This is a genomic window from Ruegeria sp. CE6 (genome assembly GCF_056537485.1).
Genome location: NZ_JBQFRR010000001.1, coordinates 328,269 through 341,257, shown reverse-complemented (window position 1 = coordinate 341,257; position 12,989 = coordinate 328,269). Strand labels below are relative to the sequence as shown.

At 56.6% G+C, this 12,989-nt stretch carries 17 protein-coding genes; 8 read left to right on the top strand and 9 right to left on the bottom strand.

Annotation, left to right across the window (positions count from 1 at the left end; all coding sequences use genetic code 11):
• From ACR0DK_RS01635 to ACR0DK_RS01625, 3 genes are all read right to left on the bottom strand, one after another.
• On the bottom strand, nucleotides 1–699 hold the full coding sequence (locus tag ACR0DK_RS01635; RefSeq protein ID WP_170401754.1) for an EI24 domain-containing protein: 699 nt from the start codon (nucleotides 697–699) through the stop codon (nucleotides 1–3).
• On the bottom strand, nucleotides 696–1,274 hold the full coding sequence (locus ACR0DK_RS01630) for a nitroreductase family protein (RefSeq protein ID WP_480734617.1): 579 nt from the start codon (nucleotides 1,272–1,274) through the stop codon (nucleotides 696–698). Before ACR0DK_RS01630 ends, ACR0DK_RS01635 begins: the two co-directional genes overlap by 4 nt.
• Nucleotides 1,275–1,410: 136 nt before the next feature.
• Nucleotides 1,411–1,659 carry a hypothetical protein gene (locus ACR0DK_RS01625; RefSeq protein WP_170392337.1) on the bottom strand — a complete coding sequence of 83 codons (249 nt, stop codon included), beginning with the start codon at nucleotides 1,657–1,659 and terminating at the stop codon, nucleotides 1,411–1,413.
• Between the two features lie 121 nt (nucleotides 1,660–1,780).
• Here ACR0DK_RS01625 and ACR0DK_RS01620 point away from each other — a divergent pair, with 121 nt between their 5' ends.
• From ACR0DK_RS01620 to ACR0DK_RS01600, 5 genes are all read left to right on the top strand, one after another.
• Nucleotides 1,781–2,482: a M48 family metallopeptidase gene (locus ACR0DK_RS01620; RefSeq protein WP_480734616.1), complete on the top strand. Its 702-nt coding sequence runs from the start codon at nucleotides 1,781–1,783 to the stop codon at nucleotides 2,480–2,482.
• Nucleotides 2,482–2,850: a YigZ family protein gene (locus ACR0DK_RS01615; protein WP_170392333.1), complete on the top strand. Its 369-nt coding sequence runs from the start codon at nucleotides 2,482–2,484 to the stop codon at nucleotides 2,848–2,850. The genes ACR0DK_RS01620 and ACR0DK_RS01615 overlap by 1 nt, the downstream gene beginning before the upstream one ends.
• A 68-nt stretch (nucleotides 2,851–2,918) precedes the next feature.
• The gene (locus ACR0DK_RS01610) at nucleotides 2,919–3,170 is read left to right on the top strand and encodes a DUF6455 family protein (protein ID WP_480734615.1); all 252 of its coding nucleotides are present in this window, start codon (nucleotides 2,919–2,921) and stop codon (nucleotides 3,168–3,170) included.
• A 17-nt stretch (nucleotides 3,171–3,187) separates the two neighbouring features.
• On the top strand, nucleotides 3,188–3,451 hold the full coding sequence (locus ACR0DK_RS01605) for a DUF6455 family protein (RefSeq protein ID WP_480734614.1): 264 nt from the start codon (nucleotides 3,188–3,190) through the stop codon (nucleotides 3,449–3,451).
• Between the two features lie 4 nt (nucleotides 3,452–3,455).
• A complete protein-coding gene (locus tag ACR0DK_RS01600) occupies nucleotides 3,456–3,713 on the top strand; it encodes a DUF6455 family protein (protein ID WP_170512454.1) in 258 nt (85 codons plus the stop codon).
• A gap of 3 nt (nucleotides 3,714–3,716) precedes the next feature.
• Here the strand turns inward: ACR0DK_RS01600 and ACR0DK_RS01595 are convergent, their stop codons facing one another.
• The gene (locus tag ACR0DK_RS01595) at nucleotides 3,717–3,959 is read right to left on the bottom strand and encodes a CDGSH iron-sulfur domain-containing protein (RefSeq protein ID WP_170401738.1); all 243 of its coding nucleotides are present in this window, start codon (nucleotides 3,957–3,959) and stop codon (nucleotides 3,717–3,719) included.
• Nucleotides 3,960–4,174: 215 nt separating this feature from the next.
• On the opposite strand from ACR0DK_RS01595, the gene ACR0DK_RS01590 reads away from it, so the two are divergent.
• A complete protein-coding gene (locus tag ACR0DK_RS01590) occupies nucleotides 4,175–4,363 on the top strand; it encodes a hypothetical protein (protein WP_255611743.1) in 189 nt (62 codons plus the stop codon).
• 135 nt (nucleotides 4,364–4,498) lie between these two features.
• Nucleotides 4,499–4,855 carry a diacylglycerol kinase gene (locus tag ACR0DK_RS01585; protein ID WP_170420629.1) on the top strand — a complete coding sequence of 119 codons (357 nt, stop codon included), beginning with the start codon at nucleotides 4,499–4,501 and terminating at the stop codon, nucleotides 4,853–4,855.
• Between the two features lie 16 nt (nucleotides 4,856–4,871).
• On the opposite strand, the gene rimO is transcribed toward ACR0DK_RS01585, so the two are convergent.
• Nucleotides 4,872–6,269 (bottom strand): 30S ribosomal protein S12 methylthiotransferase RimO, encoded by a 1,398-nt coding sequence (gene rimO, locus ACR0DK_RS01580; RefSeq protein ID WP_223116836.1) that lies wholly within the window; start codon nucleotides 6,267–6,269, stop codon nucleotides 4,872–4,874.
• A gap of 93 nt (nucleotides 6,270–6,362) precedes the next feature.
• Here rimO and ACR0DK_RS01575 point away from each other — a divergent pair, with 93 nt between their 5' ends.
• Nucleotides 6,363–8,291, top strand: a complete 1,929-nt coding sequence (locus ACR0DK_RS01575) for an AsmA family protein (RefSeq protein ID WP_170647865.1) — start codon at nucleotides 6,363–6,365, stop codon at nucleotides 8,289–8,291.
• A 51-nt stretch (nucleotides 8,292–8,342) separates the two neighbouring features.
• Here ACR0DK_RS01575 and ACR0DK_RS01570 read toward each other — a convergent pair whose 3' ends face one another.
• From ACR0DK_RS01570 to ACR0DK_RS01555, 4 genes are read right to left on the bottom strand one after another with little or no spacing between them, the layout of a single operon-like run.
• Nucleotides 8,343–9,839, bottom strand: coding sequence for a phosphomannomutase/phosphoglucomutase (locus ACR0DK_RS01570; RefSeq protein WP_480734613.1), 1,497 nt, complete (start codon nucleotides 9,837–9,839; stop codon nucleotides 8,343–8,345).
• 15 nt (nucleotides 9,840–9,854) lie between these two features.
• Nucleotides 9,855–10,688, bottom strand: coding sequence for a 3-deoxy-8-phosphooctulonate synthase (gene kdsA, locus ACR0DK_RS01565; RefSeq protein ID WP_170564054.1), 834 nt, complete (start codon nucleotides 10,686–10,688; stop codon nucleotides 9,855–9,857).
• A 5-nt stretch (nucleotides 10,689–10,693) separates the two neighbouring features.
• Nucleotides 10,694–12,280, bottom strand: coding sequence for a capsule biosynthesis protein (locus tag ACR0DK_RS01560; protein ID WP_170512443.1), 1,587 nt, complete (start codon nucleotides 12,278–12,280; stop codon nucleotides 10,694–10,696).
• Nucleotides 12,258–12,917 (bottom strand): ABC transporter ATP-binding protein, encoded by a 660-nt coding sequence (locus tag ACR0DK_RS01555; RefSeq protein ID WP_170392311.1) that lies wholly within the window; start codon nucleotides 12,915–12,917, stop codon nucleotides 12,258–12,260. The genes ACR0DK_RS01560 and ACR0DK_RS01555 overlap by 23 nt, the downstream gene beginning before the upstream one ends.
• Between the last annotated feature and the right edge of the window lie 72 nt (nucleotides 12,918–12,989).

The window sequence follows — 12,989 nt, the reverse complement described above, 5'->3', positions numbered from 1 at the left end:
TCAGGTTCGGCTACCCGACAGACCGTGATAAATATGCGTGAAGGTCGCCGCTCCCAGGATCGGGATCAACAGGTTGACCAATGGAACAGAGAGCGGGACCGCCATAAGAATACCGGCGACCCAAATGGTTGTCGCGTGCTTCGCGCGCAGCTTTCGCGCCCCCTCGCGCCCCAGTCGGCGCATCGCAGCCAGGGTGAAATATTCTCTCCCCAAAAGAAACCCGTTCATACCCCAAAAGATAAACAACGCGAATGGCGTGAAGAGTGCATAGAGGATCAATGCCAACAGGTTGGCAACAATCAGTACACCCAGAAAACTGAGCGTATCCCTTAGCGCATCGCCAAAGGGGATGCGCTGAGCCGGCGGCAAACCGGGGTAATGCTTATCCTCAACCGCCTGTGCGACCTCATCCAGAAACATCGAGGTGATGGCTGACGCAACGGGGACCATCAGAAACACCGACAGCACCATCATCAGCAGGAATGATGACACGCTGAGCAGGTCGTTCAGCCATGTCACCTCACCCAGTATTGGCAAGGTGGCCTGATCGCCGACCAGCGCGTTGATCAGCCACAAAAATCCGGCATAGGCAGCCACCAACAACGCGAATGTCAGGCCAACACCCAACAGAAGTACCTTGCGGAATCTTGGGTCGCCGATCTGTCCCAGCGCCTGTAGAAACGACTGGATGATGATCATTCGGAAACCCATTGGGTTAGTGCCGCCACATTGGGGCGCGGTCGTTCGGGAGGGGTCGTACCTTCGGTTGCGATATGGATAAAGCCTGCAATCTTCTCGTTTTCGGCCAAGCCAAGCCCCTGTTCGCAAAACTCGCGATCATGCGATTGCCAGCCGGACAACCAATTGGCCCCCCAACCTGCGGCCAGCGCTGCGTTCAGCAGAGCCAGACATACCGCACCCGCTGAATAGGTCTGTTCAATTGCCGGTATCTTGTCAGAAGGTTTCTGCACCTCAATAACAGCAACCGCCAAATGGCCCATTTCGAATTGGCTGCGCGCCTTGGCGATATCTTCGGGCGATTTTTCCAAGGCGAGACCACAAGTTTCTGTAAGATCTGCAAGGCGTTGCATGGCCCCATGCTCGACAACAACAAAACGCCAGGGTTCCAGCTTTCCATGGTCCGGGCTGCGCGCTGCAGCAGTCAGCAGCGGCCTCAGCTCTTCCCGGGTCGGGGCCGGGGCTACCAGTGTTTTGGCCGGACGAGACCGGCGCGCGTGCAGAAAATCCAGCGCAGCTTGGTTCTTCAGGGTCATATGTTAACTTCCTTCACATGGCAGTCTGTATGTCGGAGGCATACTGTTCTCTTTCAAGGGCAAACTGCTCATCAAAAGGCGACAAATTCAATCTGAATTGCTGCTTGTGATCAGACGCAAGATCCAAAAGGAACCATTAGTCTTTGGTGCTCTCGGACTCACGTATCTGATAAACGCCCTCGGGCAAATCCAGCGCAGCGGCCAGATCGCGTACCTGCTCTGGTGACAGGGTAATCTTCTGGATCTGATCGGTCCGCGGGTCCAACTGCTCAAGCGTGACGCATTCAGCGAAGTTGTTGATGACGACATCCTCTTGCAAAGGCTTTGCGCCTTCGTCCACCAGCGTGATCACCGTCGAGTCGAATTCGTGTTCAATTGAAAACATATGTGCAGAGTGCAGGGCATAAGATCGCAATGCAACCCGTTGCAAGCTGTAATCGGCTGTGGCCCGGCCTTAAATGCCGCGCTATGCTTGTCTGCCGACAGAGTGACCGAAAGGAATGTGAATGCGCCGTCTTGCACTGTTGCTGGTGATGCTGTTGGCGGCTTGCGATATGTCGCCTGTTATCGCGATCCCGGCCGATCAATGGCAGCCATCGTCATCAGAACAAAAGGACAGGGCGCGCGTATTCGAGCAGGTCAGCCGGGCTGTCGGAACGACCGCAAGCCGGGAATGCCGCCGCCAATCGAGGACTGCCAATTGTGATTTTGTGATTTTGGTTGATCTCTCGGCAAAGGCCCCAGCGAATGCGTTTCAGACCTTGGACAAGGATGGGCGGCCGCTAGTCGTTTTTACACAGCCGATGATCGATGCAACGCAGAACGCGGACGAGATGGCCTTTGTCATGAGCCATGAGGCCGCCCACCATATTTTGGGTCACATCGCCCGGCAGGCCCAGAACGCCAAAGAGAGCGCGCGGATATTCGGTGAACTCGCGCGCAATCAGGGCGCGGACGATGCAGGTATTGAGCGCGCACAGGCGCTGGGCGCTGAGGTCGGGGTGCAGAACTACACGCGTGAGTTCGAATTGGAAGCGGATCGTCTGGGGACACAGATCACTTACGCGGCGGGGTATAACCCGCTGGTCGGGATGGCTTTCTTCCAACGCATTCCTGATCCGGGTGATCGTTTCCTTGCCACGCACCCTCCCAATGCCCAGCGGGTCGAAGTTGTGTTGCAAACGGCGCGGGAACTGGGATTACGGTAATGGTCAACTTAACCCGATTGGGTGTCGTTCTCAGTGATCGCGGGTCGAAATATGCTGTGACCGGCGCGGGGGTCACCAGTCGTGCTGATGTCGATGCGGTGCTGGCGGAACTGAAATCCGACAAGGCATATGCGAAGGCAACTCACAACACGTGGGCGGCCATCTTGCCAAACGGTGCGCTCAAGGCCGATGACGGAGAGTCTGGCGCGGCAATGGTCATTTTGCGGATGATGGAGCGGGCCGAGCTGACGGATCACGTAATCATCGTGACACGCTGGTACGGTGGCAAGAAGCTGGGCGGGGACCGCTTTCGCCGCGTGCAGGACGCCACGCGGGCCTATCTGGACCAGCTGGCAACCGGGCATTGACCTGAGTCAAGGGCACTGTGCGGGGCATGCGTTACTCTTTCCATAGAGTGAATGGAAAAGGAAACCGCATGTCTGATCGTGAAACGCTGCGACGTCACGCCGACCTTGTAGATCGGATGGCCACGACGCTGGGCGTAGATTTGCAAGAAGTTGCCATCGAAGGGGCCTTACAGTTCGACGAAATCTCGGACGCGGTATTGCGGTGCACGGAATGCCCGAATCCGGGCCATTGCAAGGCGTTTCTGGCCCAGAACCTGACAGCGCCCGACACACCTGAATACTGCCGCAATCACGAGCTGCTGAACAGGCTCAAGCCGTAACGCCAAAGGGGGGTACCGTGCCACGACTTGGACGGATCATGACCCATCTTCGCCTTGTATTGCGAATGGCACAGGCGACGGGAGTCGACCTTGCCACCGCACATCGCGACGGGCACCTGAGCCACCAGGAATGGGCAGATATGGTTCAGCTCTGCCGCGGGTGCGAATGGGCGCGGGCATGCCCAGACTGGTTGAACGAGAACGAAACGGCGGAAAGCGCGCCCTGCACCTGCCCAAACCGGCACAGGTTCGCCACCTTGAGGGTCAGCAAGCAAAGGTGATCAAATGGATCGAACATCACTGGGCGAGATCGAAAAACACTTTTGGCTGACACGCTCGGTCGCGCGATCCTTAGGGATTTCTCTGACCGAAGCAATGGCCGAAGGGAAACTGACACCTGCCGACTACGCTCAGATGGTGACCCGATGCCGGGGCGCAATATGCGACGAACGTTGTCAGATATGGCTTGCCGCACAACAAGGAATGGCTGAGAAAGCACCTGATTTTTGTGCCAATGCTCAGGTTTTGAACGACTTGACCTGACTTTCAGAGCTTATTGTGCGTTCCGTCGCACAACGGCGGATTGGCGCAGTGCTTGCAGCCACAGAAGAAGACCTTCTTGCTGGCATCAGCAGTATATTTTACGGGTTCAAACGACGTATCTTTGTGCGAACCATCGCAAAACGGTTGCCGCTTGGATTTGCCACAGGCGCACCAGAAATAGGTTTTTCCTTCGGTCACTTCGACCGGATAGGGCGATTTCTGGGCGATGATCGGGGCGTCTGACATGTGGCTACTCCGTCTTTGGCTGATGTCGAAGTCAAAGTTTAGGGCTCTTTGTCAAAAAAGGTAGACTGCGAATGTAAACCCGCCTTCCAGCGTGGTTTCGCCTTTATTCACGAATGCGTTATCGATTCGGTTGCCATATGAAATTCTTGGTCCTATTCTGATACCGGCCCCGAAAAACTGGGCAATATCAGAAAAGTAATAGAGGATTGATGGACATGAAACTGAAATTTGCTGCTATCTGCGCCACGGCCGTTGTATTGACTGCGTGCTCGCAGCAAGAGGAACCGACCCCGGTTTACATCCAGCCCGACTATGACAAGTTTGGTACACCCAGTTGCTCGGCAGGCTATGAACTGGCCACAACCGAAGCAGGCCAGACCGTATGTAACCCGGTCACCCAATAAGTATTAAGCAGGCGGTTCTGATCGCAGGGCCGCCTGCACACCTTTAAAAAGAACACCGCCCTCGAGGCGGTTTTTTCTTGCCTTTCTGCTGTGGGTCGCGGACGTCTTCTTGCAGGACGACTGATCGGAAACCCCATGCGCAAATTCTTTGACCACCTAAAGGATCGTACCCGCTGGAGCTGGCAGGGCCTGGCTGCAACCTGGCGGCAAGAGTATTCGTTTCGTGGGTGGGTTTGGGCCAACCTGATTTCGGCTTTATTGGCGCTTGCACTCCCTCTAGGTACGGCAGAACGGGCGCTGATCCTTGCTTTGGGCATTCTGGTCTTGGTGGCCGAGTTATTTAATACGGCCATCGAGCGTGCCGTCGATCACACCTCGACCGAGCACCACGCGTTGGCGGGGCAAGCCAAGGATGCAGCAAGTGCAGCGGTGGCGTTGTCTGCAGTCGCTGCCGGAGTGGCGTGGATCGTGATTTTGATCGGCTTGTTCTAGGGACAGACGCCTTTCGTTACGCCGAGGGGTGCAAACGCCCCCACAAGTCGTATTCTCCGGCTTCATCTACCTCGACCGTGACGATATCCCCGGGTTTCAGGCCTTCGAAGCCTTCGTCGATAAACAAGTTACCATCGATTTCTGGAGCATCGGCCTTGGTGCGGCAGGTCGCGGCCTCTTCATCCACCTCGTCTACGATGACATCGAGTTTTTGGCCAACCTTTGCTGCCAGCTTGGCCTCAGAAATGGCCTGAGCTTTCTCCATGAAACGCTCCCATCGCTCTTGCTTGACCTCGGCCGGGACATGATCCGGCAGGTCGTTCGAGCGGGCGCCATCGACATTTTCGTACTGGAAACAGCCGACACGATCCAACTGCGCTTCGTCCATCCAGTCCAGAAGCGTCTGGAACTCTGACTCGGTTTCTCCGGGGTAGCCGACGATGAACGTGGACCGCAAAGTGATATCCGGACAAATAGCGCGCCAGTTGGCAATCTCGTCCAGAGTTTTTGCCCCTGCGGCAGGGCGGGCCATGCGTTTCAGAACATCGGGATGCGCATGTTGGAATGGAATGTCGAGATACGGCAGCACATTGCTACCCGCATCTGCCATCAGCGGGATCAAATCGCGCACATGGGGGTAGGGATAGACGTAATGAAGCCTGACCCACGCATCGAATTGGCCGAGTTCCCGTGCCAGATCGGTGATATGGCTGCGCACCTCCCGATCTTTCCATGGGTTCACGTCATACTTACGATCCAGCCCATAGGCCGAGGTATCCTGTGAGATCACAAGCAGTTCGCGCACACCGCTGTCGACAAGTTTCTCAGCCTCGCGCAGCACTGCATGGGCCGGGCGGCTTGCGAGTTTACCGCGCATGTCGGGGATGATGCAAAACTTGCACTTATGATTACAGCCCTCGGAAATCTTGAGATAGCTATAGTGGCGCGGGGTAAGTTTGACGCCCGAAGCGGGCAGCAGATCGACATAAGGGTTTGGGTCGGGTGGTACGGCTGCATGTACTGCGTCCAGCACCTGTTCGTACTGATGCGGTCCTGTAACCGCCAGAATGCGCGGATGGTGTTCCCGGATATAGTCAGGCTCAGCCCCCAAACAGCCGGTCACAATGACCTTGCCGTTTTCAACCAATGCCTCGCCAATTGCGTCCAGCGACTCGGCCTTGGCGCTGTCCAGAAACCCGCAGGTATTCACAATAACGGCATCAGCACCCGTGTAGTCCGGCGAAATACCGTACCCCTCGGCCCGCAACCGGGTCAGGATACGTTCGCTGTCAACCAGCGCTTTTGGACAACCCAGCGACACCATTCCAAGGGTCGGTTGGCCACGGCGGGGCGTCTCGGCGATCCGGGCCTCTGGGGCTAGATCGGGGCGGAGGTTCGGTGGGTTCGTGCTCATGGCCGGGCATATAGAGGGGAAAGCTTCCCCTTGCAAATCCCGCCCGCTCGGGGCTGACTTGAAACAGAGCAGAAAGGCCGGAAAGGCAGACCCATGAAGTGGCTCATTCGTTTTCTATTTCTCATAGTTGCAGCCTTCGGGCTGGTCATTGGTGCCTTGCTGCTGATGCCAGGCGAAAAACTGGCGACAATACTTGCTGAACAAGTAAAGGCGCAAACAGGCCGCGATCTCGCGTTGACCGGTGACGTCAAACTGTCATTTTGGCCGGTATTGGGGATGGAAACCGGCCCTGTGACATTTGGCAATGCGCCTTGGGCCGGGCCGGAACCGATGCTTAGCGCCCAAAGCCTCGCGGTTGGGGTCGATGCCTCGGCGTTGTTGTCTGGGAATATCCGGATCAAACGGGTGTTGGCCGATAGCCCGGTTCTACGCCTTGAACGCGCCGATGGGCGCGGCAACTGGGAGCTGCATCAGCCAGGTAACTCCTCGCAAACGGGCGCTACGGCGCAAGCCGTTGAAAGCCGACCCATCACGCTCGAGCGGTTGGAACTGACCAATGCGCGCCTAATCTATCTTGAGAATGGCGCGGTTAGTATGGATTTTGCCGATGTCGATCTTTCGGCCCGCTGGCCTGACGTAACGGCCCCAATGGAAATGCAAGCCAGTATGTCCGTCCCCGGAGGCAGCGTCGCAGTGGACCTTACCATCCCCGACTTGCCCGCATTTTCCAGCGGCGCTGTCACGCCGTTGCAGCTGAGCCTAACCGCGCCTGGCGGAGATATTCAGTTCTCGGGCCGGGTGAATCTGGCCGGCGAAATGGATGGCAAGACGACGGTCACGGCCAAGGACACCCAAAGGATGCTGGCCGCGTTTGGTCAGGGAGGAGTCACCGTTCCGGAGGGACTAGGACAGGTCGCGAGCGTATCCGGGCAGATGACCTATACCCGGGACGGGCGGATTTCATTGCGCAACATGATCGCGGTTCTGGATCAAAACCGGCTTGAGGGCGAAGCTGATATCCAGATTTCAAATCCACCCCAGATGACTGCGCGTCTGAACGCAGGCGATCTCGACTTATCGAAGGTAAGCGGAGGCAACGCTTCTGACGGCACCTCAGATACGGAAGGGTGGTCAAAAGCCCCAATTGATGCGTCGTTTCTGGCGCTGGCAAATGGCAAGATCCGCTTGCAAGCCACCTCGATTGCGGTTCCGGGTATGACCTTTGGGAAAAGTGATCTCACACTCAGCCTTGATCGGTCGCGGGCTGTATTGCAGATGCACCCGGCCTCGCTGTTCTCGGGGCAATTGAATGGCCAGGTGGTCGCCAATAATCGCAACGGTCTGTCGGTTGGTGGAAATCTGAAAGCCGCCAATATCGATATCAACGAGGCGCTCGAAACGCTGGGGGATATCAAACGGCTTTCGGGCACCGGTTCAGGCAATCTTGAATTTCTGGGCGTCGGACAGAGCGAAGATCAGATCATGCGATCGCTCAGCGGCAAAGGAGATATCGAGGTCGGGCGGGGCGTTATCTCGGGGCTGGATCTTGACCGCCTTATGGGGCGGGGAAAGGGATCGGGTGGTACGACCGTATTCAACAGCCTTACGGCCAGCTTTACGATGAAGAATGGCGACTTGACCAACAAGGACCTGTTGATGCAGTTGGATAATTTCCGGGCGGACGGTACGGGCCGCATTGGCTTAGGAGCTCGCGATATCGATTATCTGTTTACACCAGTCGCCCTGCGCGCCAACTCAGGGCAGGGGATATCGGTACCCGTCCGAATTAAAGGTCCGTGGAGCGACCCGTCGATCAAGCCGGACCTAACCAAAGTCATTGAGGCGGCAGCCGAAGGCAAAGTTAAAGAACTGGAAGACGACGCAAAGAAGAAGGTTTTGGAAAAGGTTGGTAAAGAACTGGATACCACGGTGACGGATTCCGATCACATCGAAGACGCGCTGAAGAACAAGCTTGAGGATGAGGCCAAGAAAGGCCTGCTCAAGTTGTTTGGCGGGGATTGATCTAAGCGCGATAACAAAGGGCGCCGAAACGGGAGCCCTTCATTGTGTCATTTAGATTGTCTGATCGTATTCGCCCACGCCGGGTTCAGTTCGAATGACGGCGTCGATATCTGCGAAGATCGTGCGCATTTCATCCTCGCTTTCGCTGCTTTCGCAGACGACGACCAGATTGGGTGTATTGGATGACGCGCGAACGAGGCCCCAACTGCCATTATCCAAAATGACGCGGGCTCCATTGACGGTCACGACCTCTTTGATAGCCCGCCCCGCAAAGCGTTCGCCCGCATCGGCTTTGGCGACCAGTCTTTCGACCAAGCGCTGCAGGATTTCGTATTTCTCAGTATCCGCTGCGTAAGGAGACATGGTGGGTGTTGACCACGTCTTGGGCAGCGCCTTGCGCAGGTCCGACATGCTTTGATCCGGGTTACGGTCCATCAGTTTGCAGATTTCCACCGCCACGCGCATTCCGCAGTCGTATCCGCGCCCGACCGGTTCGGCCAAGAAATAGTGTCCCGATTTCTCAAACCCAGCCAGCGCACCGATTTCCTTGACGCGGCGCTTCATATGGCTATGGCCGGTTTTCCAGTAGTCGGCTTTGACCCCAAGCGCTTGCAACTCGGGATCGCTGGCGAACAGCCCAGTGGATTTCACATCGGCTACAAAGGTCGAACCTGGATGCAGCTTGGCCAGATCACGGGCCATGATGACGCCGACCTTATCGGCAAATATCTCTTCGCCTTCGTCATCCACAACACCGCAACGATCGCCATCCCCATCAAACCCTAGCGCCAGGTCCGCGCCGCTGGATTTGACTGTGTCGGCCATGTCATGCAGCATTTCCATGGCTTCCGGGTTCGGATTGTAATTGGGGAAGGTGTAATCCAGCCGTGTATGGCTGGGCACAACCTCAACCCCGATCCTTTCGAAAATCTCGGGTGCGAAGGCGGCGGCGGTGCCGTTGCCGGTGGCACAAACCACTTTCAGCGGACGCGACATTTTGAAGTCACCGACCAGATCATCGATATAGGCTTCCTTCACGCCATCGACGAATTCATATGACCCGCCCGGGCGTGCAACACCTTCCCCGTTCAGGACGATGTCGCGCAGTTCCGACATTTCGTCAGGGCCGTGGGTCAATGGGCGGTCAAAGCCCATTTTGACGCCGGTCCAACCGTTCGGGTTATGGCTTGCCGTGACCATCGCAACCGCCGGTACGTCCAGATGGAATTGCGCGAAATACGCCATCGGGCTGAGCGCTGGGCCGATATCTTTCACCTGAACACCCGCCTGCATAAGTCCAACGATCAGAGCGTTTTTGATCGACAGGGAATAATCGCGATAGTCATTTCCCACTGCAATCACGGGTTCGATCCCGCGTTTGAGCATCTGTGTGCCCAGACCCAAACCCAGGGCCGTCATGCCTGGCAGATTGATCTCATCGGGGTATTTCCACCGCGCGTCATATTCGCGAAAGCCCGTGGGCTTGATCATCGGATCGCGTAGAAAGCTCCAGGTGTTTGGGGTCACCTCAGGCAAAGGCTTGGTCATCACAAATCTCAATCGTTAAATCTGAATTGGGTTTTCTTTGGCCAGCGCATCAAATCGCATCAATGTGTCAACCAGATGGCCCATCTGATCCAAAGGGATCATGTTCGGCCCATCTGAGGGGGCGGTGTCGGGATCCTGATGGGTTTCTATGAAAACAGCCCCGACGCCTAGAGATACAGCAGCGCGCGCCATCACTGGCGCAAACTCACGCTGTCCACCCGAGGAACCACCTTGGCCGCCGGGCTGTTGCACCGAATGGGTCGCGTCCATGACGACCGGATATCCGGTTTGCGCCATCTGCGGCAGCGATCGCATGTCCGCGACCAGCGTATTGTAGCCAAACGAAGTTCCACGCTCGGTCAGCAGGATGTTCTGATTGCCGGTGCTTTCGATCTTAGTGACGATATTCGGCATTTCCCACGGGGCAAGAAACTGCCCTTTTTTTACGTTGACCGCTTTGCCGGTATTGCCCGCCGCCAGCAGCATGTCCGTCTGACGACACAGAAACGCAGGGATTTGCAGAATATCGACGGCCTCAGCCGCAATCGCGCATTGCGCTTCGGTATGGACATCGGTCAGTACCGGTATGCCCATGGTCTTGCGGATATCTTCCAGCACCTGCAGCCCGGAATCAATGCCCATGCCGCGCTTGCCGGACAGCGAGGTCCGGTTAGCTTTGTCATACGAGGCCTTGAACACATATTGCGCACCTGCGGCGTCGCATGCCTCTTTCATGGTGCCGGCGATCATTTGGGCGTGATCGGCGGTTTCAAGCTGGCAAGGGCCGGCAATGATGGTCAGCGGAAGGTCGTTGCCAACCGTCAGGTCGGCTATTTTTACATGTTTCATGAGTCTTACGAGGATACCTGTTCACGAAGGACCGACGCGGTAAGCGAGATCATCAGGTAGATACCAGCAAATAACAGGAATGCCAAAATCGTATTTTCGAACTTGCGCGGATAGCTGGGTTCCTGGCTGGCGACCGGGTTCACCGAGACGGTCAGATACCGCACTTTCCTATTGGCCTCGGTCCGCGTGGCTTCCATTTGCTGCATTGCAGTTTGCAGCATCATGTCACGCGCCGCCAGATCGGCCTGAGCCATCTGGATTCGCACGCTCAAACGCGCCAGAGAATTTTCGCCCGCTGATACGTCGAGCATCTCGGCATTCAACTCATCAAGGACCGCTTGCAGCCGCGCGATATCCGCCCGTGTACCATCCACCTTGGCCTGGTTGGGGCGCGTATTATCGAGTAGCGCGGCCAATTGTAGTTCTTTGTCCTGCAGCTCGAATTCGAACTGATCGATCCTTCCTCGCAGGCTGGCGATCACACTTTGCGGGTCCAGTATCGCACCTTGCAGCTGCAGTTCGATCAGGTCTTCCTGAGCCTGTCTGCGTGCCTCTTGCGCAGCCTCAAAACTCGCCAAGGCATCGCGCATCTGGTCTTCGCGTTTCAATTCAGTCAGACCATTGATGGTCTCTTCCGCGTAAGAGATAAGCCGCCTGGACAAATCGACCGCTATCTCGGGGCTCGGCGCTGCGACCTCCATTCGGATGACGCCGTCACTAGGATCATATCCGATTGTGATCATACGCTTATAAAGCTTGTAGGTTTCTTCAAGCGTCGCATCAGCCGGCAATCGTTGGATCGGGTCTATCCAATCCTGCCGAAAAAACTCAGTAAATCCGACATCACGCTCAAGCCGTTCCAATGCATCCTTGGATTCCAGAAATTCCTGAGTGGACACGGAATCCTGCGCTGTCGCAAACTGCGTGCCCGCCAGAAATCCACCGAACGAGGCACCGCCGCCATCCGCTTGCAGGATCGAAAACACCGAGTCGCTGGCATACATCGGCGTCGCCACGCGATAGAAATAGTAGCCCACGATGAACGTTGGAATGAATACGAACACCGTCAATCGTGCGAATAACCCGGCAAGCTTGCGGCGTCGGCGGCGGGCGATGTCTTTCTGAATCTGCCCGATTTCATATTCACGGCGTTCAGCCGGGCTGAGTTCCGGCCCCGGCAGGTTCTTCTGCGAGTCCCTGGTCGTTTGCGGCAGGTGAATCTTTATATTGTCTTGCGCGGCGTCATCACCAGTTGGCTTGCCTTTGTCGGGAGCTGCCAGATCAAGCAGGTTTGTGCGCTGAAACGGATCAATTCCTTTCTTTCGTAACAGCCGGACCGCATCGTAGTCAGACGTCGCCGCCAGCCCGTTCTTGTGCGCCAGACGCCGCGCGACGCGCAATTGCCTCCCTGTCAGACCTTCGCGTTTGATCGCATCCAACTCGTTGCCCGGTTGCTGAGTGTCGTCAGCCGAGTCTGTGCCTTGGGTCGCCTTTCGGATGCGCGAAATGGCGTCCGAGCGTGCCTCGGCAGTGCCAGAACCGCGTGCCGTGCGGTCGGGATTGTATTTCCTAGCCTTGGGTTTGGTAGTCATAGAGCTGCTTTGCCTCTTCCAAGGTTTCAAACATGTAAAGCTGGCCGTCTACCAATACCGCAGCCTGCCGCGCGAATTTTTCAAGAAGCGAAGGGTTGTGCGATACGATCACCAAGGTTGTCGTGCGCAGCTTCTCTTTCAGAATGTCGCCCGCCTTCTTGTTGAACTCAACATCGGTTGTCGAGGGCATCCCCTCGTCAATCAGATACATATCGAAATCCAGGGCCAGCATCAGTGCAAATGTAAACCGGGCCCGCATTCCGGACGAATAGGTTCCGAGCGGCTGGTCGAAATACTCACCCAAGTTGCACAGCCATTTGCAGTAGGCTTCGACATAGTCGGGATCCATGCCGTAGATCTTCGCGATATAGCGTGCGTTCTCCAGCGCGGACAGGCGCTTGGCCACACCTCCTGCAAAGCCCATGGGGAAGGATACGCGGCAGTCGCGCCGAATCACGCCTTCGTCGGGCTTTTCCAGCCCTGCCATCATGTTGATCAACGTGGTCTTGCCGGTTCCGTTCGGGGCCAGCACGCCAAGAGATGTTCCAAGCTCGACCCGGAACGAGACCCGATCCAGAATCACCTTGCGGCGGGTTCCGGTCCAGAAAGACTTGCTGACATTTTCGAATTCCAGCATGTGCGGCCTGCAGATCGCTCGGGGTTTTGACGGTTTGAGGATCGGTGTGCTACCGATCCATGTTGGCCACAT